Below are 26,395 nucleotides of genomic sequence, written 5' to 3'. Positions count from 1 at the left end.
AGCGAGGTTAGCGGGCGCGGATAATCGCCGCGATGCCCTGCCCGCCGCCGATGCACAGCGTCACAAGGGAGTGCTCGATTCCGCGTTCGCGCTGATTGAGGAGAGCACGCAGTGAAATAATCGCTCCCGAAGCCCCTACCGGGTGGCCCAGCGCAATCGCCCCGCCCAGCGGATTGACGATCTCCGGATCCAGCTCCGCATCGCGAATCACCGCAATGGCCTGGGAGGCAAAAGCCTCATTGAGTTCCACCCAGCCAATATCCGCCCGGCGCAGGCCGGTACGCTCAAGCACCTTCTCAATAGCCAAGCGCGGGGCGTAGCCCATGTACTCCGGTTCCACCCCGACGGTTGCCACATCCACCAGCTCGCCCAGAATATCCACACCCGCCGCAATCGCATCCTCTTCCCGCATGAGGACGAGCATGGCGGCGCCGTCGTTAATCCCGGAAGAATTACCGGCCGTCACGGTGCCGTGCGCGGCAAAAACAGGGGGGAGGTGGCTGAGCGTTTCAGCCGTCACGCCCGCGCGCGGATATTCTTCTGCAACGACGACGCGCTCAGTGGGTTCCCCGGCGTCAATCGTGAAAGGAACACGCTCCTTATCAAAAGCCCCGGCGGTGATGGCGGCCTGGGCGCGGGCCTGGGACTGGGCCGCAAAAGCGTCCTGCTCGGCGCGGGAAATGCCGAATTTCTCCGCGACCCGCTCCGCTGTCCAGCCCATGGGACGGCCCGAGAACGGATCAGAAATCAGCGAAAATGTGCCGTCCACGTGCTTCGGCCCGTTGAGGTGACCGGCGCGGGAAAAATCCATGACCGGCTGGCGCGTCATATTCTCAGCCCCGCCCGCCATGACGATGCGCGCATCCCCGGAACGCAAGGCGCTGGCTGCGCTCGCGAGGGCTTGCACCCCGGAGCCGCACACCCGATTGACAGTGAGGGCAGTGGAGGAGGCCCGCGCTCCGGCGGCCAGGGCGATCCGGCGGGAAATATAGGCATCGGCACCGGTCTGGCCCACGCAGCCCACCACGAAATCATCCACATCCGCCATGGGGATACCCGCGCGCTCGGCGGCCGCGCGCGCCGCCGCCGCACCCAATTCGTGCGCGGGAGTATTCGCGTAGTAGCCGCGGAACTTCCCCGTGGGAATGCGAGCGCCGCTGACAATGACGATAGGTGAATCGAACGCCATAACCTTGCCTCCCGAGATTCAAGAATTCAATTCTACGAGGAGAGGCGCGCCGGCTCCAGGAGAGGTACCTAACCCCGGCCTAAGTACGGCCTGAGCTTTGTGCCTCCGTTCTGTACCTACGTTCCCGCCGCGCGGGTCTCAACGCCGCCCCGCTGCTTCGTCCCACCCGCCGAGCATTCCGAAAAGTGAGACGAATAGTCTCACCAAGTGGACGGATCTCGTATACTCACCCGTATGCGCGCCTCTATTAATCTCGCTGTTATTGCCGGAGATGGCATCGGTCCGGAAATTGTGCCCGAAGGTCTGAAAGTGCTACGCGCTGCGCTGGGAGAAAGCGGCACGGAGCTGAGCGTGACACCCTATAGCATCGGGGCGCAGCGCTATGTGGATACCGGAGAAACTCTCAGTGATGCCGATCTGGAAGCCTTGGCCGGGCATGACGCGCTGCTGCTCGGCGCTATTGGAGATCCGCGGGTGCCCGCCGGAATTCTGGAGCGTGAGATTCTGCTGCGGCTGCGCTTCGCCTTCGACCACTACGTTAATTTGCGGCCCAGTGTGCTCTATCCCGGGGTTCCCACCCCGCTGGCGGAGCCGGGAAATATTGACCTAGTGGTGGTGCGCGAGGGAACCGAAGGCCTGTACTCGGGCAACGGAGGCAGTGTTCACCGCGGTATGCCCACCGAGGTGGCAACGGAAGTATCGGTAAACACCGCTCACGGAACTGAGCGTTTGGTGCGTTACGCCTTCGAGCTGGCCGCATCCCGGCCCCGCCGCCACCTCACTCTCGTCCATAAAACCAATGTGCTCGTGCACGCGGGTGGGCTGTGGCAGCGCACCGTGAACCGCCTGGCCGCGGAGTACCCGAGTGTAAACGTTGATTACTGCAATGTGGATGCTGCCACGATTTACCTGGTGACCGACCCGCAGCGTTTCGATGTCATCGTGACAGATAACCTCTTTGGCGATATTCTGACCGACGAAGCCGGGGCGGTAAGCGGGGGCGTGGGGCTTGCGGCGTCGGGAAATATTAACCCGGAAGGCGACTTCCCCTCCATGTTCGAACCGATCCACGGGTCAGCGCCGGATATTGCGGGGACCGGGAAAGCAGATCCGACGGCAACAATCGCCTCCGTGGCGCTCATGCTGCGCCACCTCGGGCTGGTGGGGCCGGCCGCGCGTATCGAGGCGGCTATCAGGGCGGATATGGAAGCGCGCGCCGCGGCCGCGGCCACCGGAGCGCCGTTGTACCGCACAACCACCCAGATCGGTGATGCTATTCTCGCCGCTATGGAAGATAACCGTTAAGGATCACCACCAAGAAAGAAGGACTCAGGTATGAGCGTTCCGAGCACTCCGGAAGAACTGGAAGCCGCCGCTACCACTCCCGCGCCCGCGGATAGCCTCGCGGGGCGGTTCGTTGTGCACCCGAATGAGCACCCGGCCAGCGAAGAAGAGGTGAGCCAGGTCCTGGCCAGCCCCGGTTTCGGCCGCTACTTCACCGATCACATGGCACGGGCAACATGGACCGCGGAAAAAGGCTGGCATAACCACGCCATCGTGCCCTACGGGCCGCTCAGCCTGGACCCAGCCGGCTCGGTGCTTCACTACGGCCAGGAAGTTTTTGAAGGCCTGAAAGCCTACCGGCACGCGGACGGATCGCTGTGGCTGTTCCGGCCCAGCTACAACGGGGCGCGTCTGAACTTCTCCGGGCATCGGCTCGCTATTCCGGAGCTGCCGGTAGATGATTTCGTGGCCTCGCTGGTGGATCTGGTGCGCCAGGATCGGCGCTGGGTTCCGGGAGCGGAGGGCGAATCTCTCTACCTGCGACCCTTCATTTTTGCTTCGGAAGCTTTCCTCGGGGTGCGGGCGGCCGCGGCCTACGAATACATCGTACTTGCTTCGCCGGCGGGGGCGTATTTCCCCAACGGTTTCCAGCCCATCAAGGTGTGGGTAGAGCCTGATTACCACCGCGCCGGCCCCGGGGGTATGGGCGCGGCGAAAACCGGCGGGAACTACGCCGCCTCGCTGCTGCCCAAGGTCACCGCGAGCGCGGCCGGCTACGATGAGGTTCTTTTCCTCGACGCCGCAACCGCCACGAACCTCGATGAGCTGGGCGGGATGAACGTCTTTGTGGTCTATGCCGACGGTAGCGTGGCCACCCCGAAACTTACCGGCAATATCCTGCCCGGTAATACCCGCTCGTGCATTATGCAGCTGCTGCGCCGCTCCGGAGTTGAGGTACGCGAAGATACTCTCGCTTTGCGCGATGTGGTGAGTGGTATTCAGGACGGGAGCGTGGCGGAAATGTTCGCCTGCGGGACTGCCGCCGTAGTGACTGCCATCGGCCAGCTCACCGGGGAAGATTTCAGCGTTGAGCTGCCTACCCACACCGTTGCCCAGCGGATTTACGAAGAGCTCACCGGCATCCACAACGGTACTCGCGAAGATCCCTTCGGGTGGATGTATCGGATCGCTTAGCGGGGTTGGGCGGCGTTACGCGCGGCGCTGGGGTGAGCGACGCCCGCGGGGTTGGGCTAGTTCGTTTTGTGCTTCTGGGCTCGATACTGGCGCGGCGGCGGGACGAGGAAACAACCGGCACCAGCGGCCACCGTCACGGTGAGCGGAGTGGGGAAGAGGTCTTCGCCATCGACCGCCGGAATAAGGTCGGGCATCTCCAGGCGAACACTGTTTACCTGGATTTGAGTGACGATATCTTGCAGTTTGGAGAAATTTCCGGTGTAGATATTGCGGAGGTTGCGAGCCGCGGTGCGGCGCGATACCGGGCCGACGACGGTAAGTGCCAGCTTGCCGTCACGCGGATCCGCGTGCGAGCACATTCGGATCCCGCCTCCGTAACTGCGGGTATTGCCAACCGCGCACAGGGTAGCTTCTAGGGTGAAGGGTTCGCCGCCGTCGATGCTCAAGGTGAGTGGGGTGGTGCGCATGGCTGCGACTTCGGCAAGAACCGCGAGGAAATAGGCGGCCGAACCTCCCGGCCACCGAATCTCCTTCGCCCGCGCGTTAATGCGGGTATCGATACCCGCGGCGAGGATTGAGGCGAAATAGCGGCGCTCGGGTTGGGAAACACCGTTTACTTCGCGGGTGGCCAGGCCAAGGTCGGTCATCAGTGTATATCCGGATGCGATGACCCGGGCCGCTGCGCGCACATCGAGGGGAATGCCCAGGCCGCGCGCAATATCGTTCCCGGTTCCGCCCGCGACTAAGCCGAGCGGCTTGCCGGTGCCGGCCTGCTCCTGCACGATGAGATTCGCCAGCCCGTCCCCGCCGCAGGCCACCAGGGCGTCAATGCCGGGATCGGCCAGTGCTGCCCTGGCGTTCTTACGAGTTTCCGCGACGGTGGTGGCGTAGTTTCCTACCACATCAACGCCATGTTTGAGCAGCTCGGCTGTGATATGGGCAGCTAGAGAAGTGGCGCGGCCCTTTCCCGCGGTCGGGTTGGTGAGAAGAACGACGCGGCGGATCTGGCGCTGCCCCTCCGGATAGCCGTTGTGCTGGTGCTGCTGCGCCGCAGAATCTGACATAGTGGCAAGCCCTCTTTCCCTCGGTGGCGGTGGCGCGCTCCGAGCCTCATAATTCCCTGCCGGGGCCGCGCCCGAAAACACCGCTCACAGGTGAGCACTGTTCCCTTATCGTAACCGAGCTACGGAACGGGCGCGCTCGGTGTCCGCTAGGCTGGCGGTATGGCAATGACGTATCGCTCGGTAGGGAAGTCGGGCCTGATGGTGTCCGCCGTCGGCATCGGTGGTAATAATTTTGGCCGCGCCCATACGCAAACCGAAACACAAGAAGGCACGGATGCGGTTGTGCGCGCGGCGCTCGAAGAAGGAATCACCACCTTTGATCTTGCCGACGTGTACGGCAAAGAGCCGGGGCTTTCGGAAACCATGTTCGGAAAGGCGCTGCGGGAAGTGGGGGAGCGGGCCCGCGACGTCGTCGTTATAACAAAATTTGGTATGGATATGCAGGGGCGTAACGGCGCGGATTACGGGGCGCGCGGTTCGCGGCGCTACGTGACGCTGGCCTTGGAGGCATCCTTGCGCCGGCTCGGCGTGGAGGCGATTGACCTGTATTTTTATCACACGCCGGATGGTGTGACGCCGCCCGAGGAGACTCTTGAGGCGCTTTCGGATGCGGTGCGGGCGGGAAAGATTCGGTATTACGCGACGTCGAATCATGCCGGGTGGCAGCTTGCTGACGCTTCGCATTTGGCGGCCGGGCGCGGGCTGGTGGGGCCGGTTGCTACCGAATCGCATTACAACTTGATTGACCGGCGCGCGGAACTCGAGGTGGTTCCGGCGGCGCAGCGCTTTGGCCTGGGGATCTTCCCGTACTTCCCGTTGGCGAACGGATTGCTGACGGGCAAGTATCGGCGGGGTGAGGCGCCGCAGGGTTCGCGGATTGCGCACTCGAAGGCGGCACTGATGGAGTCCACGGACTGGGATCAGATCGAGGATTTTGTTGCGTTTGCGCAGGCGCGCGAGCTGACGCCGGTGCAGGTGGCGATGTCGTGGTTGGCCGCACGGCCGTGCGTGGCCTCCGTTATTGCCGGTGCGACGACGCCGCAGCAAGTCCGCCAGAATGCAGCCTCCCTGGTGTGGGAGCCGAGCAGTGCGGACCTAACTGAGCTCGACGCGATTTTCCCGCCGCCGGAGAAGGTGGCGTTGTTCTAGGGGCTCTGGGGTGGTGATCGTGAGTACCTCCGGCTGCGCGGGGAAGAGGCGAGCGGTAAGACCCTGCCTGGCACCTACGTGGAATTACCCCCGCTTTTGCGGGGAAGAGAATGCCTGCCCAATAGTTTATTGGCAGCGGGTCTGGAAATCGCAGCGGAACATTGTTCTAGCTCTGCGACTTCCTGAGGTGAGCTATAACTTCGGAAAAGCGGGCCAGTACTGGAATCACGTCGTCGCCTCATGCACAATTGAAGTAGCGTCGTTTCGAATAGCTAGTATCCGCGGGTAGCGCCCGTTTATTTCACGCGCCAAGGCAATGGAGTTTTTATGGCAGATGATCTCACCGCGGAGCCACGCCGCGTTTTCCTCACCAAAGTTCCGGCCCACTCACTGCTATCTCGGATTGCCTTGCATAAGCCACGATCAGGTTGGAATATCGGTGATCACAAGGTGCGCCATCGTGCGATCATGGCGCTTTTCCCTCAAGCTGATGCTGATCGGCCGCGCGCTGAGATGGGGATTCTTTTCCGTCTCGATCACATCCCGGGGCAGACACCGTTCTTCTTGGTGCAATCTACGGAACCAATTCCGGCCCTCAATCTCCCTGCCGAAGCGCTGACTAAGGAAAAAGAAATCCCCGTCCTCCCGGTGGGAACGCCTGTAATGTTCCGGGTGGCGGTTAACGCCGTTGAGCGCCGCGGGAAAAAGGTTGTTCGGACTATTCCTCAAGATGGTGCGGAAACCGGGGCTCCAAATACTCCCACGCTTTCAACCTGGCTGCAGAAAAAACTCGATCCGGCATTACACGAAGTCGCTATTAGCTCCGCGCACAGGGAAGTACTGAAGTCCGGACAGGGAGATACGTTCCATAATCTATGCATTGATACCATTGATGGCGTCGCGGTGGTAGGCGATAGTGCGGAGCTCCAACGCCTGCAGCTGAGCGGCGTTGGCCGTGCAAAAAGCTACGGTTGCGGGCTGCTTTCCGTCCAGGTACTTTCATGACCCCTGCGCATCCCCGCGTCTGGGCGAAACAGCGCAGCACTGAAAATCCTTATCCGCTTCTGGCGCATCTTCTCGATACCGCGACGGTTGCGGGGGAACTGTACGACGTTTGGCTACGTCCGGGTCTGCGGGAAGTCCTGGGTGCATCCGTGTCGCGCAGTGTAGTGGAGTGGGTGGCTGGTAGCCACGATATCGGGAAAGCTAACCCAGTTTTTCAATACCAGAGAGGTAGTCGCGGACCGGAATGGGACGATCTGCGTACACAGTTGCAACGCAGCGAGCCCACTCTCACAAAACTCGGAGAGTGTGAAGAATACTTTCGTGAGATTTTCGGAGAAGATGCTCGCTATCACCAAATTATTTCTGGGCTGTTGCTGTGGCGCGCTCCTCTCATTCTGGACGATAGTGCGTGGTCTTGTTGGCTGTTTCTTCCAGCGCTCGGGCATCACGGACACTTTGACGTTCCTCATTGGTACGACGACGCGCAAACCGACATGTTCCTATCAGAAATGGAAAGCACCGGCTGGCTTGCCCTGGCCGATGATCTCCTCACCTGCTTGGAAGAAGGCATCGGCATAACCCGGGCCGAACTCCCGGCAGAGCTCTCACCCACCGCAACGATCCTGCTCTCCGGCCTCACCGTGCTAGCCGACCGCATTGCCTCGGGAACCGAATGGGTTACCGCCCAACAGGAACTCCTCGCCGCCGGAAAACTCACCCTCAGCGACCCCGCCGGGTGGATCACCGCCTGCCGTGCCCGCGCCCGATCCCGTATCGAAGAAACTGTCGGGGTGTACCACGGATGGGAATCCGCAGAGCAAAGCCAGCGGGCAATCCTCGGAAAGCACACCCCGCGCCCGCTCCAGGAAGAAGCCACCCGGGTAGGCTGCGGACTCTGGAATGTCATGGCCCCCACCGGCATCTGGAGTAAAACCGAAGCGGCCCTACTCCGGCACGCCACCGCGAACGAACGCCTCATTTTCCTTCTTCCCACCCAAGCTACCTCAAATGCGCTCATGCGCCGCATCCAGCGGTACTACGCAGGAACGCCCAATGTTGCTTCCCTCGCGCATTCCCTCGCCTCCACCGAAGATTTTTATAATCAACCGGTCACCGTGGAGAATGATCGCAGCGAAGCCCCGGGCAAAGCCAGCATCACCTCCGCGGAGCACGGCGCTAGCACAACCGGCCTTTTCCCCACCGAATTCGTCCGCTCCGGAAGCTCCCGCCTCCTAGCACCCGTATGCGTCGGTACTGTGGACCAAGCACTCCTCGGCGCGCTGCCGGCGAAATGGACCCACCTGCGCCTCCTCGCCCTCGCCAACGCCCATGTTGTTGTGGACGAGGTCCATACCCTTGACCAGTATCAGAGCCTTCTCCTCAGCAACCTGCTGTTCTGGCTGCGAGCCACGAACACCCGGGTCACTTTCCTCTCCGCCACCCTTGCCAGCGACCAACGCGCCACCTACTTCGAGGCATATACCGGCCAGCCCCCGCAGGGCGAAGCACACTTCCCGCTTCTGGAAAATCTGGATACCAGAGGAACCCAGCTGCGGATTATTCGCCCCGCTGGCCCGCCCCGTACCCTCACTATTGACCGCAGTGCCGAAAAGTATTGCAAGCTCGTTAGTTCGCACCGCGATTGGGTGCGTGACCAGCGGCGGCGTTACCCCCAGGCCCGCATCGGAGTCATGTGCAATACAGTTGCGCGTGCCCAGGAACTCACCCGAGCGCTCGCCGCCGAGGGCAACGTTGTTATCCTCCATTCCCGCATGACAGCTGAGCATCGCCGTCGTAACGCTGAACTCCTCGAACACGAAATCGGTTCGGGTAGCACGGGCGCGGCGCTCACGGTTATCGGAACCCAGGCAATCGAAGCCTCCCTAGATATTGACCTCGACCTGCTTCGCACCGAGCTATGCCCGGCCGCATCCCTCATTCAGCGTGCCGGGCGCCTGTGGCGTTCCGCCGATCCGAACCGCGCCACCCGAGTGCCGGGACTGAGCGGGCCGCGAGTGTCCGTCGTCGCTATTAATGGCAGCGAGGGGCAACAGCTACCGTACCTAGCCAGCGAACTTGCGCGCGTGGAGAAATGGCTTAAGGCTCATAACGACATCCGAATCCCGGAGGACTGCCAGGAATTTGTGGATACCGGAACTCTGCAGCTGGCCGATATCGCGGAAGATAAACCGGACGAGCTAAATGAATTCGCGAAGAAATCGCTAGCGGGAATCCGCGCCCGGAACGCTGCTTACAATATGAAAAACTGTCTGGGCGAAGCCTCCCAAGTGCAGTCCTTCGCGGCCATGACCCAGCGCGATCAAAACCTCGGGGACGAGCGCTCAACCAGGCTCATCGAGGTGGAAACGACCCGCCTGATTGTATGCGGTGATCCGGATATTATCCCCGGCGCGTGGACCGGTGCCCCTGAAGATTTGGGGAAGCTGCGCGGCAGTGACCGTGAAGGCATACGCAGCGCTTTGCGTGCGTCCGTTCCGGTCACGGTTACGGGTCGTGCGAAAACACTGTTTACGGATGCGACATCGCTTGAAAATGCGCCGTCGCTACTCTGCCGCTACCACGTTTTAAACGACGGCGCAGCTCATTACGATCCGCTCATCGGGCTCGTTGTGCCGGGTAGCATTCCGGATCCCCACTGCTCGGGCGCACCGGCACAGTCCGCCACCGGGAAGGAGTAAACATGGCTTACTCAGATGAGGCTCTGGCCTTCCGCACTATCAAGGCGAGCGAGCAGGTGCGCCTTGAGGACCGGGTCTCCTTCCTCTACCTCGAATACGTGCAAATCCGCCAATCGCGCACGGGCGTGGTGGCCTACGATGCCGGCCGGGAAGGGAAGAATGGATCCTTGGAAGGCACCCGTGCCCGGGCGATCCAACTCCCGGTAGCCGGGTTAGCAGTGCTTACCTTGGGCCCCGGAACCTCAATTTCTAGCGCAGCGCTGACCTCCTGTGCCCGTGCGGGAACCACCGTTCTTATCACCGGCGGAGGAGGCGTGCCCCTGTATACCCACGCCACGCCGCTCACCTCGAGCGCACGATGGGCCATTGCACAAGCCCGGCTGGCGAGTAATGAAGCCCGGCAGCGCGAAGCCGCGCTGGTGCTCTACAAAAAGCAGCTGGGGGTGGAGAATGCGCCTGGTAGTTCTATTGCAACGATGCGCGGGCTGGAGGGGCAGCTCATGCGCAATACTTACCGCACGATGGCAGCAAAATATGGAACCGGGAGCTTCGCACGTGATACTTCCTCGGACGACCCGGTCAATGCCGGCCTGAACTTGGCGAATTCAATACTCTACGGGTGCGCAGCTTCCGTGTGTGCGGCGCTGGGGATCAACCCGGCGCTGGGGATTATTCACCGCGGTGATGCGCGCTCCTTACTTTTTGATCTCGCGGATCTGTACAAACCGAGCGTGACGATCCCTCTGGTGTTCGCGGCGGCGCGCGAAGACGACCCCATGACGGCGGTCCGCAAAGCGGTGCGCAGAGCTATCGTGGAGCACCGAATTCTTCCCGATATGCTCGCCACCATCATGGATATCCTCGCGCCTTTCCTTCCGGCGCGCGATGATGACCGGCTGATCTCCGGTAATAACGTCGAAGTTTCCGGCCACATCCAGTACGGATAAGGAGGCTGTGTTGTTCGTTGTTGTTAATGCGGTCGCCATCCCAGATCACCTGCGCGGATACTTGAGCAGGTTTCTTTCCGAGGTTACCACCGGATTATACGTGGGAGTTGTTTCCGCGCGAGTGCGGGACAATTTGTGGGAACGTGCCGTATCCGCCGCTGGTTCCGGCAGCCTCACTCTTATTTATAACGACGCCGCCCGTGAGCAAGGCTTCGTGCTGCGCAGTACGGGAACCGGCAGTCGCCCAGTCCTTGATCTGGACGGCATGCTACTTATCGGGACGGGTGCGGAGGATGCAGTTGCTACGGAAGCAGTTGACGTCGATCTACCAGGTGCTTCGCTCAGCTCTCCTGATTCGGTTAGCGCTGCACCGATTCATCGCGAACGGAGAAGCCGGGTTCGCAAGCGCACGGTCACTATAGTCAAACGGGATCATCGAGAGCACGATCCTGTGTCCGATAAAGATAGGTAGGGCGAAATAAGCTAAATTTGAGGGGTGGGAACTGACGTGGTTGCTGTGCCCAGCACACCGGCGCATCTCCCGGCGAGCCGCAAATCTGGAACTCTGTTCCATTGCGATTTCCGGGTCCACCGCCGATAAACAACCAGGTCAGGCAGTCTCTTCCCCGCGCAAGCGGGGGTAATTCCTCCCGGGGTATCGGCCAGTGGTCTACCTGCCACTCTTCCCCGCGCAAGCGGGGGTAATTCCGGTGCCTAGCGTGGTCAAGGCCCGCGCGCTGACTCTTCCCCGCGCAAGCGGGGGTAATTCCCTGACTGATCCTTCCGGCAGTCCTAGCGAGTACTCTTCCCCGCGCAAGCGGGGGTAATTCCCGGGTCGTTGCCTGCGCCGTCGTCGTCAACCCCTCTTCCCCGCGCAAGCGGGGGTAATTCCTCTACTGGCTCAACATCAAGGCTGGATGGGAACTCTTCCCCGCGCAAGCGGGGGTAATTCCCTTTCTGCGCAGTTCTCAGTCTACGGGTACGCCTCTTCCCCGCGCAAGCGGGGGTAATTCCCGACTTTCACGGCAAATTCAATTCTGAGCAGGCTCTTCCCCGCGCAAGCGGGGGTAATTCCATACTGAGGCTGCGTGATACCCAAAATATTTGCTCTTCCCCGCGCAAGCGGGGGTAATTCCAACGCCGGTAACCTCTCTGTGCGTGGCTGCTTCTCTTCCCCGCGCAAGCGGGGGTAATTCCCGGGCCAAAACACTGACGAGGGAAGCATCGCACTCTTCCCCGCGCAAGCGGGGGTAATTCCTCACCACCAACCACCCCACAAACACCCCCCACCTCTTCCCCGCGCAAGCGGGGGTAATTCCTGGATAAGGTGATGGGCGAGAACGCTCCCGGGCTCTTCCCCGCGCAAGCGGGGGTAATTCCGGCTTGAAAAGCGCATCGGTGCGGTCTCGGATCTCTTCCCCGCGTAAGCGGGGGTAATTCTGGCTTGACTGCACCTTCCCCGCGTAAGCGGGGGTAATTCCTGGCATTGCAAAAAAGGTATCCAGGGGCGACTTCGACTCGTGTAAACTGCCTATAGGAGCGTTGTCGCTCCTGGCCGACCCATAATGGCTAGCAAGGACGGGCTATGGAGAGAGATAACGCGTTGACCGAGATTGCCTGGTTGACAACTACCCGAGCTTGTCAAGTTTTTTGTGTAAATGGTTTTGTTTAGTTGGTTGGGAACCGGTCTGGGTAGTGCAGGGATAACTCGCCTAATACTTTCTGCCAGCCCTGCACGCCTTGCCCTTCGATAAGCCGGCCAGGTCCTTTACGCGCACTACCCTTGGGTCGTACAGCATCCCTAGCTCGCTGCCTGGCACGTTTATCCTCGATATTCATGATGGCTAGCCACATGAGTTTGACCGCTGCCCCATCAGAAGGGAAATGCCCACGGTTCTTAATAATTTTACGTAGCTGGTAATTCAACGACTCAATACTATTCGTCGTATAGATCGCTTTACGAGTAGCCGGACCGAAAGCCAAGAACGGAATAAACCGGTCCCAAGCCCGCTGCCAGGCCGCTACCGCCGCCGGGTATTTACGCCCCCACTCTCCTTCTTTAAACGCCTCCAAAGCACCTAGCGCGCCTTCCTCGTTAGGTGCCGTATAGATAGGCTTGAGGGCTGCTGCCACGGCTTTACGGTCTTGATAGGACACAAACCGCATCGAGGCACGGATCAAGTGGACCACACACGTTTGAATGATTGCCCTTGGCCAGGTAGCCGTGATCGCTTCAGGGAAACCAGCCAGCCCGTCACAAGCCACGATTAACACGTCTTGAACACCACGATTGGCTAGCTCAGCGCAAACACCAGCCCAGAACTTCGCGCCCTCATGTGCTTGCACCCAGATCCCTAGTACGTGTTTGATACCATCACAATCCACGCCGATAGCGATATGAGCAGCCCGGGAGGCAACCCGGTTATGGTCTTTGATTTTCACGTGGATAGCATCCAGGAACAGCACTGGATAAAACGCTTCTAACGGGCGGGTCTGCCAGGCAATGACTTCCTCTTGAACAGCCTCGGTAATATTCGAGATCGTCTCATGGGATATTTGGGTACCGATAGTAGCTTCTAGGTGGTGTTGGATTTCCCGGATCGTCATGCCCCCGGCATACAGGGAGATAATCATGTCATCCAGGCCACCCATCCGGCGCTGGCCGGGAGGAACTAGGCGTGATGTGAAGGTTCCAGCCCGATCTCTGGGCTGGTCTATCCTTACCGGTCCTACCTGGGTTTGAAGTGTTTTAGGTGACGTGCCGTTACGTGAATTCCCGCTACCATGCCCGGCCCGGTCATGTTTTTCATACCCGAGATGATCTGTTAGTTCGGCTTGCATACCTCTCTCAAGGACAGCCTTGATTAATTCTGGTAGAAACCCGTTTTCGCCAGTTAAACCGATACCACGTTCGCTAGAAGACTCTACTAAACGGTCGAGTAGATCGTCGTCAATAAATTCCCGGCGTAAAGCACGAGCGGGAGATTCTGGGCCAGTAGCACGAGCATCCGTCATAGTCATAGTTAATCCTCAATTTCTTAGTCAAATCAAGCATTTACACAAACCATTTGACACCCTCAACTACCCATGGGCGAATGACTGTTGCGGAACTCTTAAAAAAGCTCACCTTGGCCCGACACAGCTCAAAGGAACCGAGCATGCTCCAATCATGCTTGATAAGACTATTCCAGGGTATCTTTACACCGGTCAAATGCGATTACTTCTAGCAGTGGCGGGGGTTGCTCTTCGTTATTCTCGCTATGTTCAGCAGAATCCTCTGAGGATTAACCATAAGGAATTATTGCGCAGGGGAATTGACTCTGAAGCAATTGATAAAGCCATGAAGATTCTTGACCCTGGAGCCCATCTATTCGATTCTATTCAGCCGTTTATGCAGCGTCCTCTTGAGGAAGAGCCAGCGGAAGAAAAAAGAAAAAAACTAAGGTACCCCGACAGCTGGACGATAGGTCCCGGCAATAAGCCGGTGAAGAAGCTTCTTCCATCAATGCTTTCCGACGATGGTGAATCTTTCTGGGATTTGAGCTCTCATCGAGAAAAACTTAATCTTGAGGACGCGACTCTACATTTGGTTGGGTATCATAACTACTCTGTTACGGGAAATAACGCTTATGCCAACATGAAAGCCGAGACGGATAGCCCTGGCATTCACTTTGCACGTAAAAACGTAACTATCACAGAGATTTTATGGGAAGGTAAGTCATTATTGCATACTTTGTTGAGTATGCTGCCAAAAAGTTGGGTTGAGGGTGACGGCTTACCTGCATGGGCTGACCGTGACGGTATGAGCGGCGGGTCAGATCATCCACTATGGCGAGCCACCTGGTCGTCTAACACGGCCGCTTGCGTCTGGCGTGATAATCACCTAGTAGGAGTGCGAGTCGGGGGTCTACCGCTCGACTGGATCCCGGCTGTAGCTGGTAGATTCTGGGCTATTAGTCCTGCGACGCCCGCGGCAAAAAGAGACCAGGATGAAAAGAAAACCGCTTACAAAAAGATTCGGAGTGAGTATAGGAATACTCGCAATATTGTCGATCCCTTTTACTTCTATCGAATAAATAAAAATGGAAAAGCGGTAGCTCAAACTTTTGATTTTGGTCGAGATGCAACAGATCTTGCTGTGGAATGGGCCGCGAACGGAAGTTTGGCTGAGGCTGCACGCTCGTATGATCGTGTAATGTCCCCTCAGGGATGTCGCTTGGTATTCATTCGTCATTATATTCAGGGTGAACCTACATCTCCGGTAATTAGGTCATCGCGAGTTGAGAATGCGAATCCAAAACTGTGGCCGTTCGGCATCTCGGATCAAGCGCAACTGATAGTTCAGGGGCACGCTAAATATATTCAGAAGCTTTATTATTACGTTATGCGGCCCTTTATATCGAATGAGAAAGCCCCCACTACCACTCCGGAAGGACTACCGCTAAGGTTATCCGGTTTGGTACCGCGATACAATGCTGCTTCGGATGCTTTTTGGCGTTCTATAACGGGTACCTACGCGAGGTTTCTTTCCCAGGTTAGAGCCCATGCCGAAACTTATAATGATATTAAGCATGCACAGCGGGAAGCTGCGAAGGTGGCCCTTGACGCGTTTGATGAGGTAATCGGACCGTACCGGGAACAAAATCCTGCGGTGTACGCAGCGCTGCGTGCAACGGTCGAACGTGACATCAAAAGAATTAGTGCGAAGCTCTGTTATTCGTCTGAGAGGCAAGGAGGCGAGGCATGAAAGAACTTGAGAGTATGCGTCGGGAACCGTGGGTAGATCTGCTCAGTGAAATTCTACGTAAGCGAGAGCAAGAAGATTACAAACGAATTAAAAGTGTTATAAGCAAAGGGGCAACCCCACATACCCAGGTATATGCATACCCTATAATATTACCTTACCTACCAGAAAATTTCCAGGGTAGTGAACGCGATGCGCTTTTACGGATAGCGGCTCTTGCGGCTGATTTTACAGATATTCCCCATCGTTCCAAAACATCTGGCGGTTTAAGCTTCGGTCGTTGGGCTTTTCGTATCGCCATGACGGAAGACAAACATGGGCATTCACAATCTGTCGCGCCAGATGATCCAGGCATGATAGCGGCACGACTTACTTATCTTCATATGCAGGATCTCGAAGAAGCGGCTCGTTCGATACGCCGTATATTTAACTATGCGGTTAGCCTACCAAGTCTGATACCCCCACTAGATTACTTTTCCCTGGGAAAGACGCTCCTACGTTGGGGGAACGGAATCTCTGAGAAATCGCGACAAGTACGGCTTAGCGTAATCGAAGACTTTTACGCTGCGACATCCTTTTCGGATCGAGTTTCGCTAACTTCGGATGAATCCGATCGAAAAAATAGCTCAACCCCAACCCGAGAGGAATAGTGTTCCGTGTTTCGCCATTTAACTTTGCATGTCCTGACCAGGGTCAGTTATTCAAACCTCAATCGTGATGATACGGGTACCCCTAAGAACTTTATCGAAGGTGGTGTTATGCGTGCTATGCATTCATCCCAGTCGATTAAACGGGGCATTCGTATGATCTACGAGAACACCAGTGGTGATGTTTCTCTGCGTTCTGGGAATCTCGCAGAATACGTCTTTGATCGAGCTTGTGAAATAGCACCAGATTTGAAGGAGACAGGTAAGAAGGGGGACGACGCGAAGAAAGAGATTCGAGCACGCCTAAGTAAACTTGTTTCTGGTAAAGACAGTCGTAATAACTCGATGTGGTTGAGTGCGGAAGAAATCGAGATTCTCGCTCAATCAATCGCGAAGTCGCAGGCAAAGGATGCGGGTTTCTTGGAGAGTGGGAAAACAGGTTCTCTTGCAATTGCAGCATTTGGGAGAATGTTTGCAAATGCGCAAGATAAGGGCACGGAAGCTGCCATAAGCGTGTCACCCGCAGTAACTACTCACGCGGCGCGCATCGCAACCGATTATTTCACGGCTGTCGATGATATCCGAGAATTTAATCTTTACTCCGAGGCGGGTAAAGAGAGTAACAAAGGCGCTACGCATATTGGTGTAGCGCAATTCACGAGTGGCGTATTTTACCGGACAATCTCTATTGATCGCGAACAGCTGAAGAAAAGCTGGACGGCCTTCGGTAAGCCGGAATCCCGTGCAAACTTAGAAGAACTTATCTCCGCGATTCTTTATGGCCAACCCAGAGGGAAAGAGCACTCAACTGCTCCTTATACTCAGCCTTCGGTGGTTCTCGCAGAAGAACAGCGGTACCGGTGTGCATACAGCTTCGAAACTCCAGTTTCCGTGGATAAGGTGGAGGGGGGCTATCTCAAGCCTTCGGTTAAGGAGCTTGCCGAACAAGTTCGTGCGGCACGGCGTTTCGACCCGGACAATTTTGGGCCAAATCTGGTTCTCACAGGAACTTATCCGGATCTAAAGGGAGTTTTTGGGATAGAACCGGGAACAAAGGCGGATCTGGTCGATGCAGTCGTGGGATGGATCCTCGGGGACACTCGTGAATAATTCGACGTTCATTCGCCTCGCGGGACCACTACAGTCATGGGCTGGGCCTAGGGTGACAGGTTATGTCGTTGAAACTGAAGTCCTTCCTACCCGTAGCGGGCTCCTTGGTCTCATTGCGGCAAGTTTGGGGAGCTTGAGAGGGCAGTGGCCGGCTTGGCTCGGAAATATCGACTTTTTAGTACGGAGGGATAGACAGGGAGGACTTGTTACCGATTACCAGACGATTTCTCCGCGCGCTCGTACCAGTGATCTTCGTGCTAATGAGCTGCTTTTTCGAGAGCGCCTTTTTTACTTGCAAGGTGGTGAAAAAATCAGCAAAGGATATTTGGCATATACGCCTGCCGGGGAAGATAAAACCGCTCCAATCCGCCGCACCTACCTAGCCGGTGCCGAGTTTCTTGTGCGAGTCACTTGCCCGGGGCATCAGGAGGAGGTGGACGCCGCGCTGCGCAGTCCCGCTTTCGTGACCTACTTGGGGAAGAAAGCCTTTGCGCCGTCGTTCCCGTTCTATCTGGGACGCGGCGAGGATGACATGCTCAACCGGATCCCGGTGTGTGACCCGTCTTTCGAGAAACCGAAAAAACAGGTGTGGACCTATTCGCGGGCCCCACATATGCCCGATAGCGGGCCGGGGGCATTGCCTGGCACCGCGAGCATGGTGGACGTGGTGACCGAACGGAAGCAATGGCTCAATCGGGTAGCTGAGCTGCTGGAACGTTAGGTTCCGTTGCGTCACGGCGCGAAGTGGTCACCAATGCCAGCATGTCGCGGCTGTGAACCCGCCCGCGCGCCACAGTGTGACTTCGCCCCACAGAAAAGCCCCGGAAAGCTCACCCATGAGTGGTCTTTCCGGGGCGTTCTGCGCGAATCTGTGCACCAGGCCGTAGCACCTAACAGCGGCCTAAAAGCTCAGCGTTTACTTCGCAGCCTTCTCAATAAGCGGCGTCAGCTTGTCCAAGGCCCACAGCTGCGCGGCCGGGGTACCCAAGGAGAACGCATTGGACAGGTCGCCATCCACCACGAAAGCGTGGCCGGCCGCAACCGCCGGGACCTTCTGCCAGGTGGCATCTTCGGTGATCTGCGCGGTATCAATGAAAATCGGGAATGCCGCAATGAGATCGGCATCAATCGCATCAAGCTGCTCGGCGGAGAGCTGCACAGCGAAACCGCCATCGGCCGGAGCCAGCTCCTGAACCTTCGGGTTCTGCACGAAGCCCAGCTTCGTCATGAACTCCAGGCGCGTATCACCCTTCAGGTAGGCACCCCAGCCCTCGGAGGTCTTCGTCGCCACGGTCACGGACTTGCCCTTCCAATCGGGGTGCGCGGCCGTAACCTCAGCGAACTTCTTTTCCACCGCATCCAGCTGCGCCGCGGCCGCCTTCGGCTTACCCAGCGCCGCACCAATCATGGTGACCTGGTCCTTCGTGGAGGTCAGCCAATTATCCGCGCCCTCCGGCAGCGAGACAGTCGGCGCAATCTGGGAAAGCTTATCGTGGCGTTCCTTATCGCCCGAAGTCTTGACGTCAAGAATAAGATCCGGCTTGAGCGCCGCGATCTTCTCGTACGACAGCTCCATCGTGCCCAGGATTTCCGGGGCCTTCTCATACGATTCGCTCACCCACGGGCCCACGCCATTGCCGCCGAAAGCCAGCCAGTCAGCCGCACCCACCGGCTGCACGCCCAGCGAGAGCGCCACTTCGGCATCGCCCCAGCCCAGAGCGACCACGCGCTGCGGGGCTTCTTTGACGGTAACGGGCCCGAACTTCGTGTCAATCGTCGCGGGGAATACCGCCTCGGTCGCGGCATTCCCGTCCGTAGCGGAACTCGCCGCCGATGAGGTAGCCGACGCCGACGAATCAGCAGAATCATTACTCTTCTGAGAACCGCATCCGGCAAAAGCCAGGCAAGCCACCAGAACGGTGCCCGCCCACGCGGTCAGGGACTTCTTCATAACTTCCTTTCGTGGATGCCGCACTCGCGGCCGGACGCACCTGCGGCTGCGGTGGTCGTGTGGTTGTCACTGAAACCACAGATGCCCTATTAGGATACGCTGGCGTTGTTTAATTGGGGTAGCCTGTTCTCGTTATGAACAGCACTGTCCACCACCGTTTTTCGGTACGACGCCGCGCCTGCCCTGCTCCCGGCCGCACCATCGCGCGCCGGCGGGTCGCGGCCCTCACCACCGGGATCATTGCTGTCGCGGTGCTGGCACTCCTCTCCATTTGCATAGGCGCCCGCCCCATCTCCCCGGGAACACTGTTTACTATCATCTCCGGGGCAGAACGCGATTCCATGGACGCGCAAGCAGTGCTTACCTTGCGTCCGCCTCGCACGGTCGCCGCCCTTGCCATTGGTGCAGCTCTCGGGGTTGCCGGCGCGCTCATCCAGGCGATTTCCCGCAATCCTCTGGCCGAACCTGGGATCCTCGGGGTTTCGGCCGGTGCCGGTTTCGCGGTGACTCTCGCTATCGCGGTGGCGGGTATTAGCCGGCCGAGTATCTACATGTGGTGGGCGGTGGCCGGTGCACTCTTGGCCACCGCGGCGGTCCTCCTCATCGGCTCGCACCGCAGCGGTCGCGCGGATCCGGTTCGCCTGATCCTGGCCGGGGTGGCGCTTTCTGCCGTGCTCAACGGCATCGTGGGTGTGCTACGCCTGGCTGATCCGCGTACTTTCAACGAAATCCTCGTCTGGACGGCCGGCACGCTGGAAAATCGCCCCTGGGAGGTTATCCTGCCGGTTCTTCCGCTTCTGTTCTTCGGCCTCATGGCCGCTGCCGTGCTCACCCCAGCGCTCAATATCATTGCTCTCGGTGACGACGCCGCTCGCGCACTCGGTGCTCATGTCACGGTGATCCGCCTGACCGGAGTGGCGGCCATGACGGTACTCACCGGGGGTGCGGTTGCTATCGCCGGCCCTATTTCCTTCATCGGTCTCATGGCCCCGCACGCTATCCGCTCCTTTGCCGGGGCGGATCAACGCTGGATTGTGGGACTATCCGCGCTCTGGGCCCCGGTCCTCCTTCTCGCCGCGGACATCCTCGCCCGCATTATTCTCCCGACCGGGGAACTTCCCGTGTCGGTCATGAGCGCCTTCCTGGGTGCCCCGGTCCTCATCTACCTCGTGCGCCGGCGAAAGGCTTTCACGCTATGAGTTTTTCGCACCAACCTGCCGCTTTAAAGTCCCCTCTGCGCCACGTCGCACTACGACGACGCCGCCGTTCCCGCCTGGTTGCGGCCGCGGTGAGCTTCGCTTTGGCTTTCGGATGCGTGGGGGCTCTCCTCCTCGGGGATCTGCCCCTGAGCCTGGGCGAGGTGGCGGCCTGCTTCACCCCGGATTCGATACGCGCGGTTGCCGCGGGTGACGGTGACTTCGCGGCCCACGTGGTTCTAACCTGGCGCCTGCCACGGATCCTCGCCGCGGTGGCCTTCGGGGCAGCGCTCGGGCTTTCGGGTGCGCTCTTCCAAATTCTCACCCGAAACCCGCTCGGCTCGCCGGATATTATCGGATTCAATGCTGGTGCCTATACCGGCGTTATTCTCACCCGGACTTTCCTGGTGGGTGGAGCTGTTGCGGTGAGTATGGGGGCGCTGGCAGGTGGCGTCGTCGTCGGAATAATTATTTACGCGCTGGCCTACCGCAACGGCGTGTCCGGGTTCCGTCTCATTATTGTGGGAATCGGTATGACGGCGATGCTCAGCGCGGCGAATACCTGGCTGCTCTTGCGGGCCTCGGATGAGGTGGCGCTCAGCCTCGCGGTGTGGGGCGCCGGAACGCTCGGGCAGGCATCGTGGGCGAAGATCGGGCCCGCGCTGGTTTTCTTGGTGTTTTTGCTCCCGTTTGTGGCGTGTTGCGTGCGGCCGTTGCGGCAGCTGGAATTAGGCGACGACGCCGCAGCTGCACACGGCTTGTCGGTCGAGAAGGCGCGCCGGGGGATCCTCGCGGTTGGTATCGCTTTGACCTGTGTGGTGACGGCGGCAGCCGGACCTATTGCTTTTGTGGCTTTGGCTGCTCCGCAGGTGGGGCGGGTGGCGGCGGGGCGACGCGGAATTTCGCTGGTGCATAGCGCGCTAGCGGGTGCCTCGATTTTGTTCCTGGCTGATCTTTTCGCCCAATATGCCCTGGCTCGGCCGGTGCCGGTGGGTGCGATTACCACGGTGGTCGGTGGCCTTTATGTGCTGGTTGTGGTGATGTCGCAACGGAAGGGACGATGAATATGCGTGGCGACAGCGGTGGCGTGAACGTGGGTGCGGCTGGCTCGGCCGGTGCGGCGCGTTTGCGCGGGGTTGATCTGAGCCTGGGCTATGGGGATGTCGCCGTGGCGCGGGAGCTGAATGTGGAGATCCCGGATGGCTCGTTCACGGTGATCGTGGGGGCGAACGGGTGTGGGAAGTCCACGCTGCTACGTGCTTTGGCACGGTTACTTTCGCCCGCGCGCGGCCGGGTGCTGCTGGATGGGCGAGATATTGCGGCGATGGGCTCGCGGGATTTCGCGCGGGAACTTGCGTTGTTGCCGCAGTCTCCGCATGTTCCGGAGGGTATTACGGTTGCCGAGCTGGTGGCTCGGGGGCGTTACCCGCACCAGGGTTTGTTTGCGCGGCCTTCGGCACGTGATGAGGAGGCGGTTGCTCGGGCTTTGGCGGCTACAGGTACCGCGGATTTTGCTGATGCGTTGCTGGGGGAGCTCTCGGGTGGAGAGCGCCAGCGGGTGTGGGTGGCGATGGTTCTGGCCCAAGACACACCGATTATTTTTTTGGATGAGCCGACGACGTATCTGGATATCGCCTACCAGATTGAGCTTTTGGACTTGTGTGCTCGCCTGAATCGGGAGGGCCGCACTCTGGTGGCGGTCTTGCACGATCTGAATCAGGCGGCGCGTTACGCCACCCATATCATCGCGATGAAGGATGGGCGTATTGCTTTTTCGGGCTCGGCTGTCGAGGTTTTCACTCCGGAAAACATTGCGGAAATCTACGGGATAACTGCGGTAGTTATCCCGGATCCGGTGACGGGCACCCCGATGGTCGTGCCGGTTTCGGCAGGTATTTAGGCCGCGGGCCGGGGCCCGAAGATGGCGCTGCCCACACGTACCTGGGTGGAGCCTTCGGCCACGGCGATGCCCATGTCGTGGGTCATTCCCATGGAGAGTTCCCGGACGCTGGGGTGCTCGCGCTGGAGCTTATCCCGCAGTTCACGCACAAGCGCGAAGGAGTGGGCGATCTCCCGTTCATCAGTGGTATTGGCTCCGATGGTCATGAGGCCATCGACCCGCAAGTGGGGGAGTTCGGCGATCTGCCCTACCAGTTCTTCTACCTGGTGGGGTTCCACTCCGTACTGGCTGGCTGCTCCGGAGGAGTTGACCTGGACGTAAATGGAGAAGGGGCCGTGGGCGTTGCCTTCTTCGCGCAAGCGGCCTTGCAGCCGGTTGAGGCGCTGGGCAAGTTTCAGACTATCCACAGTTTCGATGCAATCGGCCAGTTCGAGGGCGCGCCCGGCTTTATTCGATTGCACGTGGCCGATGACATGGGTCCAGTGGGGTGGGTTTCCGGCGCTGGCCGGGGCGATGCCGTTGCCTTCCCAGGTGCTGGCGTCGTGGATGAGGCGTGCCGATGGGCCTGCACCCGTGCTGGGTGTTGCGAGCTGGGTTTCTACGTCCTGGAGTTGTTGGATGAAGTTTTGGCCCATGAGGCGGGATCCGGCGGCAAGCGCAGCGTGAATGGCGGTGATGGACTGGTGTTTCACTACGATTTGGAGCCGAGCGGTACCGAGCGGTATGCCGGCAGCTTCTTCCGCTCCGCGCAGGGCATCACGCACCAGGTTGATGCGGTCGGGGATCTCCTCCGCGGTTGGGACTATGCTGGACAATTCGGCGAGGTGAGCAAGCCTGCCCTGCTCCGTATGTGTCATGGTTTGTATCAACTCCACAGGTATCGTGTATCAGCCGCTGTTTATGGTAGATCTCTGCGCCGCGAACTGGGGAAATGGTCTCAGAACTAACGGCATGGTTTCAGAACTAATGACACGCTCTCAGAACTGGTGCCGCGTTTTCCGAATCGGCGTATATCTCATCACCGGGGTAGTGGTGGCGGGTGCAGCGGGCTCATAGTTCTCCCACGCTAATAATGTCGAGGATGGCGTGTCCGGCTTCATCGCTTGCCTCGAGGTCCACAACTGCCCAGAATCCCCACGAGTTGTCACCTGCGCCGTCGTCAAAAACTTGACGCACCAACCAGGCACGCAGACGCCCGGTGGCGGTGGTGAGGTTGTCCATGACGCTATCCACGTGGGCTGCCGGAACTCCGGCGGTGATGAAATCGGCGCGGTCGGGGTGTTCGAGCACGGTGACGAGTTGGGCGGAGCGTGCTTCGGCACCGGTGCCGATCTCCTGGTAGGAATCGAAATAAGCATCGGTGGCATCCATCCAGGCATCGCCATCCCAGACCGGGCCGCCCACCCAGAGCGGGATACCTTCCCCGCGGGCCACGCCGGCCCCATCATCGAGTGCCGCCCTATCAAGCCAGTCGAGATTTTCGTGCGCTACGGCTTCCACGAAACGGAAGAGCGCATTGCGGATGGAGACGCGCAGCGCGTGCGGGCTGCGCGAGAGCGTGACCTTTCCATCTTCATCAGCACCGAAAGCGCGTTCGCGAGCTCCGCCGGTGCTGCTGTCAAGATTGGTGATGTCTGCGGTGGTAATGCGGCCATCACGCAGGGCTTCCCATTCGTCGAGCAGGCTGGAATCCACCGAGCGCACCAGGCTGCCCAGCCAGGCGGTCATATCCTCAAAATCCTGGGTGCGGGCCTCCAGCGGCACCGTTTGGCGCAGCGCCTTGTAGGTATCTGTGAGGTAGCGCAGCAACGTGCCTTCGGAACGGGCCAGGTCATAACGGGAAATAAATTCCGAGAAGGTGATCGCGTTTTCGATCATTTCCCGCACGATGGATTTGGGGGAGAGCTGGAAGTCATCCACCCAGGGATTGGTTTGCCGGTAGATCTGGAGTGCCGCACCGAGTTCTTCCGCGAGCGGTTGGGGCCAGGTGATTTTATCGGCTTCGGCCATGCGTTCGTCATAGCCGATGCCAGCGGCTTTCATTCGCCCGATTGCGCGCCCGCGCGCTGCGCGTTCCTGCGCGTAGAGGACCTGCATGGGGTTATCCTGGACCGCTTCGATCACCGAGATGACATCGAGGGCGTACTCCGGGCTATCCGGATCAAGGATATCCAGCGCGGCCAGCGCAAAGGGTGCCAGCGGTTGGTTCAAGGAGAAGTCATCAGGAACTTCGCGTGCGTATTCGATGGGGGAGTGGCCCGGGTGCTCCGCTAGCCACTGCGGAGTACGGTGCAGGATAACGCCCGCCCGCTCGAGAGACATGTAAATGCGGGTGGCTTGCCGGATGAGTTGGTTGGAAGCCGTGCGCGGTTCGTGATTATCCGTAAGTAACTTGGTTACGGCCGCGACGTTATCCCCCGGGCGCTGGAACAAATTGAGCATGAGCGAATGGGAGACCCGCATCTGGGACGTCAGAGTTTCCGGAGCGGCACCCTTGAGGTACTCAAAAGTCTTTTCCGACCACAGCACCGTATTTTCCGGGGGCTTCTTCTTTTGAATGCGGCGCTGTTTGACCGGGTCATCCCCGGCCCGGGCAACCAGCCGCGCATTTTCTATTTCAAATTCGGGCGCCTGCACGATCACGTCACCCTTAGTGTCAAAGCCGGCCCGCCCGGCGCGGCCCGCGATCTGGTGGAATTCGCGTGCGCTCAGGTGCCGATTACGCTGGCCATCAAATTTAGCCAGCCCGGTCATCACAACGGTGCGAATCGGAACGTTGATACCGACCCCGAGGGTATCTGTACCGGAAATAACCGGAAGCAGGCCCGCTTGCGCCAGCTTTTCCACGAGCCGCCGGTAGCGGGGGAGGAGGCCCGCGTGATGCACGCCGATACCGGAACGGAGCAGCTTAGAGAGAATTTTCCCGAAACCCGGCCCGAAGGAAAAATCCCCGAGGGCTTCTTGGATGCGGGCTTTCTGTTCCTTGGAAACGAGCGCGTGAGTGAGGAGAGCTTGGGCCTGCGCCACCGCTTCCCGCTGCGAAAAATGCACCACATATACGGGCGCCCGGTGCGTGGAGGTGAGTTCCAGGAGGAGCTCACCGAGCGGCTGATAGGAATACGAGAAGGACAGCGGTACCGGCCGTTCCGCGTTACTCATAAGTTCGACGGCGCGCCCGGTGCGCTTCTCAAGATCCTCCGCCAGCCAGGTGGTATCCCCCAGAGTGGCGGAAAGAAGTACCTGCTGAGTGTGGGTGAGTTCCAGAAGTGGCACCTGCCAGGCCCAACCGCGCTGCGGATCGGAGTAGTAGTGGAATTCATCCTGGACCAGCACTCCGATATCCGCAGCCGCACCATCACGCAGACTCAGGTTCGCCACGATTTCCGCGGTGGCACACACCACGGGAGCGCCGGCATTAATGGTGGAATCCCCGGTTACCATCCCCACATTATCCGCACCGAAAACGTTGATGAGTTCGAAAAACTTCTCCGATACCAAAGCCTTGAGAGGCGCGGTGTAATACGCGGTTTTCCCGCGCGCGAGCCCGCAGAAAATGGCGGTGAGCGCAATGAGTGACTTTCCCGACCCGGTAGGCGTGGAGACAATCATATGAGCATCATCAATAGCGGCGAGCAACGCTTCTTCCTGATGGGGGTAAAGCGGCCGCCCGGTGCTTTCCGCCCACTGGGTGAACGCCTCATAAAGCGCATCATCAGGCGGGTTGAGCCCATACTTATCCTCCAGAAGGTCCAGGGCAACATTGAGTTGCGGACGAGGGCGCGGCGCCGCGGCCCCGGGCTGATCTGACTGTTGTGAACTCATGACTTAAGGGTGCCACACTCCTACGACATAAAAATTGGCCGAAACGGATGTACGGTGTTTGTCCAGTAAATTCTGAAGAAATAGATAGCGATGTGACCGCGTTCGAATCTTTCCTGTGCAAACGAGACCCACGCGCTGTATCTGCTGCGGGTACCGACAGTCTTACTCTCTATTTACGACGACGCCGCCCGCGAGCAAGGCATCGCTCTGCGCGGCACCGGAACCGGCAGTCGCCCTGTTTTTGATTTGGATGGCGTGCTGCTTATCGGGACGAGTGCAAAGGGTATAGGTATGGCGCAATAAGCTAAAGGGGCTGCGGACTGTTTATTGGACATTATCGCTTAAAACCGCTTGACGATGTTCCACAATCGTTAAACCATCGAACTTCAAGGTAATACGCTTCTGGTTATAGAAGAGCATATACTCGTCTATCGCCTCGCATAACTCATCGGTTGTAGCCCACTTCTTCCCGTGATAAATCTCGGTTTTCATCC

The 26,395-nt window shown here is 59.1% G+C and carries 21 protein-coding genes and 1 CRISPR repeat array; of the genes, 14 read left to right on the top strand and 7 right to left on the bottom strand.

Translation table 11 applies throughout. The features are described from left to right. Nucleotides 1–7: 7 nt before the first annotated feature. Nucleotides 8–1,189, bottom strand: coding sequence for a thiolase family protein (locus tag ACRQDJ_RS07360; RefSeq protein WP_435717946.1), 1,182 nt, complete (start codon nucleotides 1,187–1,189; stop codon nucleotides 8–10). Nucleotides 1,190–1,423: 234 nt separating this feature from the next. Between ACRQDJ_RS07360 and ACRQDJ_RS07355 the strand changes: the two genes are divergently transcribed. Together ACRQDJ_RS07355 and ACRQDJ_RS07350 are read left to right on the top strand one after the other, a co-directional pair. After that, nucleotides 1,424–2,494: a 3-isopropylmalate dehydrogenase gene (locus tag ACRQDJ_RS07355; protein WP_435717945.1), complete on the top strand. Its 1,071-nt coding sequence runs from the start codon at nucleotides 1,424–1,426 to the stop codon at nucleotides 2,492–2,494. Between the two features lie 30 nt (nucleotides 2,495–2,524). Beyond that, nucleotides 2,525–3,667, top strand: coding sequence for a branched-chain amino acid aminotransferase (locus tag ACRQDJ_RS07350; protein ID WP_320757876.1), 1,143 nt, complete (start codon nucleotides 2,525–2,527; stop codon nucleotides 3,665–3,667). Nucleotides 3,668–3,723: 56 nt separating this feature from the next. On the opposite strand, the gene ACRQDJ_RS07345 is transcribed toward ACRQDJ_RS07350, so the two are convergent. Continuing rightward, nucleotides 3,724–4,731 (bottom strand): diacylglycerol/lipid kinase family protein, encoded by a 1,008-nt coding sequence (locus tag ACRQDJ_RS07345; RefSeq protein ID WP_320757875.1) that lies wholly within the window; start codon nucleotides 4,729–4,731, stop codon nucleotides 3,724–3,726. 159 nt (nucleotides 4,732–4,890) lie between these two features. Between ACRQDJ_RS07345 and ACRQDJ_RS07340 the strand changes: the two genes are divergently transcribed. From ACRQDJ_RS07340 to cas2e, 5 genes are all read left to right on the top strand, one after another. Then, a complete protein-coding gene (locus tag ACRQDJ_RS07340; protein WP_435717944.1) occupies nucleotides 4,891–5,880 on the top strand; it encodes an aldo/keto reductase in 990 nt (329 codons plus the stop codon). 327 nt (nucleotides 5,881–6,207) lie between these two features. Beyond that, complete coding sequence (locus ACRQDJ_RS07335; protein WP_435717943.1) at nucleotides 6,208–6,885, top strand: type I-E CRISPR-associated protein Cas6/Cse3/CasE; 678 nt, start codon at nucleotides 6,208–6,210, stop codon at nucleotides 6,883–6,885. After that, nucleotides 6,882–9,584, top strand: a complete 2,703-nt coding sequence (gene cas3, locus ACRQDJ_RS07330; protein ID WP_435717942.1) for a CRISPR-associated helicase Cas3' — start codon at nucleotides 6,882–6,884, stop codon at nucleotides 9,582–9,584. Before ACRQDJ_RS07335 ends, cas3 begins: the two co-directional genes overlap by 4 nt. A 2-nt stretch (nucleotides 9,585–9,586) precedes the next feature. Continuing rightward, on the top strand, nucleotides 9,587–10,531 hold the full coding sequence (cas1e, locus tag ACRQDJ_RS07325; protein WP_435717941.1) for a type I-E CRISPR-associated endonuclease Cas1e: 945 nt from the start codon (nucleotides 9,587–9,589) through the stop codon (nucleotides 10,529–10,531). Nucleotides 10,532–10,538: 7 nt separating this feature from the next. Next, nucleotides 10,539–11,003: a type I-E CRISPR-associated endoribonuclease Cas2e gene (cas2e, locus tag ACRQDJ_RS07320; RefSeq protein WP_320757873.1), complete on the top strand. Its 465-nt coding sequence runs from the start codon at nucleotides 10,539–10,541 to the stop codon at nucleotides 11,001–11,003. Nucleotides 11,004–11,150: 147 nt separating this feature from the next. Beyond that, a CRISPR array of direct repeats spans nucleotides 11,151–12,012; the repeat unit is 29 nt; unit sequence CTCTTCCCCGCGCAAGCGGGGGTAATTCC. Nucleotides 12,013–12,199: 187 nt separating this feature from the next. Here cas2e and ACRQDJ_RS07315 read toward each other — a convergent pair. Further along, complete coding sequence (locus tag ACRQDJ_RS07315) at nucleotides 12,200–13,546, bottom strand: IS256 family transposase (protein WP_394373877.1); 1,347 nt, start codon at nucleotides 13,544–13,546, stop codon at nucleotides 12,200–12,202. A 154-nt stretch (nucleotides 13,547–13,700) separates the two neighbouring features. On the opposite strand from ACRQDJ_RS07315, the gene ACRQDJ_RS07310 reads away from it, so the two are divergent. Genes ACRQDJ_RS07310 through cas5e form a run of 4 tightly spaced genes read left to right on the top strand, consistent with a single transcriptional unit; the run spans nucleotide 13,701 to nucleotide 17,753 of the window. Then, nucleotides 13,701–15,278 (top strand): type I-E CRISPR-associated protein Cse1/CasA, encoded by a 1,578-nt coding sequence (locus tag ACRQDJ_RS07310; protein ID WP_435717940.1) that lies wholly within the window; start codon nucleotides 13,701–13,703, stop codon nucleotides 15,276–15,278. Next, on the top strand, nucleotides 15,275–15,925 hold the full coding sequence (gene casB / locus ACRQDJ_RS07305; RefSeq protein WP_435717939.1) for a type I-E CRISPR-associated protein Cse2/CasB: 651 nt from the start codon (nucleotides 15,275–15,277) through the stop codon (nucleotides 15,923–15,925). The genes ACRQDJ_RS07310 and casB overlap by 4 nt, the downstream gene beginning before the upstream one ends. A gap of 6 nt (nucleotides 15,926–15,931) precedes the next feature. Then, nucleotides 15,932–17,032: a type I-E CRISPR-associated protein Cas7/Cse4/CasC gene (gene cas7e / locus ACRQDJ_RS07300; protein ID WP_435717938.1), complete on the top strand. Its 1,101-nt coding sequence runs from the start codon at nucleotides 15,932–15,934 to the stop codon at nucleotides 17,030–17,032. Continuing rightward, the gene (gene cas5e, locus ACRQDJ_RS07295; protein WP_435717937.1) at nucleotides 16,992–17,753 is read left to right on the top strand and encodes a type I-E CRISPR-associated protein Cas5/CasD; all 762 of its coding nucleotides are present in this window, start codon (nucleotides 16,992–16,994) and stop codon (nucleotides 17,751–17,753) included. Before cas7e ends, cas5e begins: the two co-directional genes overlap by 41 nt. Before the next feature lie 195 nt (nucleotides 17,754–17,948). Here the strand turns inward: cas5e and ACRQDJ_RS07290 are convergent, their stop codons facing one another. Next, complete coding sequence (locus ACRQDJ_RS07290) at nucleotides 17,949–18,983, bottom strand: iron-siderophore ABC transporter substrate-binding protein (protein ID WP_435717936.1); 1,035 nt, start codon at nucleotides 18,981–18,983, stop codon at nucleotides 17,949–17,951. Nucleotides 18,984–19,117: 134 nt separating this feature from the next. On the opposite strand from ACRQDJ_RS07290, the gene ACRQDJ_RS07285 reads away from it, so the two are divergent. The 3 genes from ACRQDJ_RS07285 to ACRQDJ_RS07275 are packed head-to-tail and all read left to right on the top strand — an operon-like array spanning nucleotide 19,118 to nucleotide 22,079. Beyond that, the gene (locus ACRQDJ_RS07285) at nucleotides 19,118–20,182 is read left to right on the top strand and encodes a FecCD family ABC transporter permease (RefSeq protein ID WP_435717935.1); all 1,065 of its coding nucleotides are present in this window, start codon (nucleotides 19,118–19,120) and stop codon (nucleotides 20,180–20,182) included. Further along, nucleotides 20,179–21,243 carry a FecCD family ABC transporter permease gene (locus ACRQDJ_RS07280; RefSeq protein WP_435717934.1) on the top strand — a complete coding sequence of 355 codons (1,065 nt, stop codon included), beginning with the start codon at nucleotides 20,179–20,181 and terminating at the stop codon, nucleotides 21,241–21,243. Before ACRQDJ_RS07285 ends, ACRQDJ_RS07280 begins: the two co-directional genes overlap by 4 nt. Beyond that, nucleotides 21,240–22,079 (top strand): ABC transporter ATP-binding protein, encoded by an 840-nt coding sequence (locus ACRQDJ_RS07275; protein ID WP_435717933.1) that lies wholly within the window; start codon nucleotides 21,240–21,242, stop codon nucleotides 22,077–22,079. The genes ACRQDJ_RS07280 and ACRQDJ_RS07275 overlap by 4 nt, the downstream gene beginning before the upstream one ends. Here ACRQDJ_RS07275 and ACRQDJ_RS07270 read toward each other — a convergent pair. The 3 genes from ACRQDJ_RS07270 to ACRQDJ_RS07260 form a co-directional block, all read right to left on the bottom strand. Next, entirely contained in the window at nucleotides 22,076–22,936 is an 861-nt protein-coding gene (locus tag ACRQDJ_RS07270) for a YggS family pyridoxal phosphate-dependent enzyme (RefSeq protein WP_435717932.1), read from the bottom strand. The two genes, ACRQDJ_RS07275 and ACRQDJ_RS07270, sit on opposite strands and share 4 nt — an antisense overlap. A gap of 193 nt (nucleotides 22,937–23,129) precedes the next feature. After that, nucleotides 23,130–25,901 (bottom strand): DEAD/DEAH box helicase, encoded by a 2,772-nt coding sequence (locus ACRQDJ_RS07265; protein WP_435717931.1) that lies wholly within the window; start codon nucleotides 25,899–25,901, stop codon nucleotides 23,130–23,132. A gap of 324 nt (nucleotides 25,902–26,225) precedes the next feature. Next, complete coding sequence (locus tag ACRQDJ_RS07260) at nucleotides 26,226–26,393, bottom strand: IS3 family transposase (RefSeq protein WP_407933839.1); 168 nt, start codon at nucleotides 26,391–26,393, stop codon at nucleotides 26,226–26,228. Nucleotides 26,394–26,395: the final 2 nt, after the last annotated feature.

Origin of the sequence: Actinotignum urematis, from assembly GCF_051264595.1 — a bacterium.
Classification (GTDB): Bacteria; Actinomycetota; Actinomycetes; order Actinomycetales; family Actinomycetaceae; genus Actinotignum; species Actinotignum timonense_A.
The sequence above is the reverse complement of the archived record's forward strand: the minus strand, read 5'-3'. Positions and strand labels throughout refer to the sequence as shown.

Coding starts and splice junctions, on each gene's coding strand:
- ACRQDJ_RS07360 (WP_435717946.1), bottom strand. CDS start 1,189: ATGGCGTTCGATTCACCTATCGTCATTGTCAGCGGCGCTCGCATTCCC.
- ACRQDJ_RS07355 (WP_435717945.1), top strand. CDS start 1,424: ATGCGCGCCTCTATTAATCTCGCTGTTATTGCCGGAGATGGCATCGGT.
- ACRQDJ_RS07350 (WP_320757876.1), top strand. CDS start 2,525: ATGAGCGTTCCGAGCACTCCGGAAGAACTGGAAGCCGCCGCTACCACT.
- ACRQDJ_RS07345 (WP_320757875.1), bottom strand. CDS start 4,731: ATGTCAGATTCTGCGGCGCAGCAGCACCAGCACAACGGCTATCCGGAG.
- ACRQDJ_RS07340 (WP_435717944.1), top strand. CDS start 4,891: ATGGCAATGACGTATCGCTCGGTAGGGAAGTCGGGCCTGATGGTGTCC.
- ACRQDJ_RS07335 (WP_435717943.1), top strand. CDS start 6,208: ATGGCAGATGATCTCACCGCGGAGCCACGCCGCGTTTTCCTCACCAAA.
- cas3 (WP_435717942.1), top strand. CDS start 6,882: ATGACCCCTGCGCATCCCCGCGTCTGGGCGAAACAGCGCAGCACTGAA.
- cas1e (WP_435717941.1), top strand. CDS start 9,587: ATGGCTTACTCAGATGAGGCTCTGGCCTTCCGCACTATCAAGGCGAGC.
- ACRQDJ_RS07315 (WP_394373877.1), bottom strand. CDS start 13,546: ATGACGGATGCTCGTGCTACTGGCCCAGAATCTCCCGCTCGTGCTTTA.
- ACRQDJ_RS07310 (WP_435717940.1), top strand. CDS start 13,701: ATGCTTGATAAGACTATTCCAGGGTATCTTTACACCGGTCAAATGCGA.
- casB (WP_435717939.1), top strand. CDS start 15,275: ATGAAAGAACTTGAGAGTATGCGTCGGGAACCGTGGGTAGATCTGCTC.
- cas5e (WP_435717937.1), top strand. CDS start 16,992: ATGCAGTCGTGGGATGGATCCTCGGGGACACTCGTGAATAATTCGACG.
- ACRQDJ_RS07290 (WP_435717936.1), bottom strand. CDS start 18,983: ATGAAGAAGTCCCTGACCGCGTGGGCGGGCACCGTTCTGGTGGCTTGC.
- ACRQDJ_RS07285 (WP_435717935.1), top strand. CDS start 19,118: ATGAACAGCACTGTCCACCACCGTTTTTCGGTACGACGCCGCGCCTGC.
- ACRQDJ_RS07280 (WP_435717934.1), top strand. CDS start 20,179: ATGAGTTTTTCGCACCAACCTGCCGCTTTAAAGTCCCCTCTGCGCCAC.
- ACRQDJ_RS07275 (WP_435717933.1), top strand. CDS start 21,240: ATGAATATGCGTGGCGACAGCGGTGGCGTGAACGTGGGTGCGGCTGGC.
- ACRQDJ_RS07270 (WP_435717932.1), bottom strand. CDS start 22,936: ATGACACATACGGAGCAGGGCAGGCTTGCTCACCTCGCCGAATTGTCC.
- ACRQDJ_RS07265 (WP_435717931.1), bottom strand. CDS start 25,901: ATGAGTTCACAACAGTCAGATCAGCCCGGGGCCGCGGCGCCGCGCCCT.
- ACRQDJ_RS07260 (WP_407933839.1), bottom strand. CDS start 26,393: ATGAAAACCGAGATTTATCACGGGAAGAAGTGGGCTACAACCGATGAG.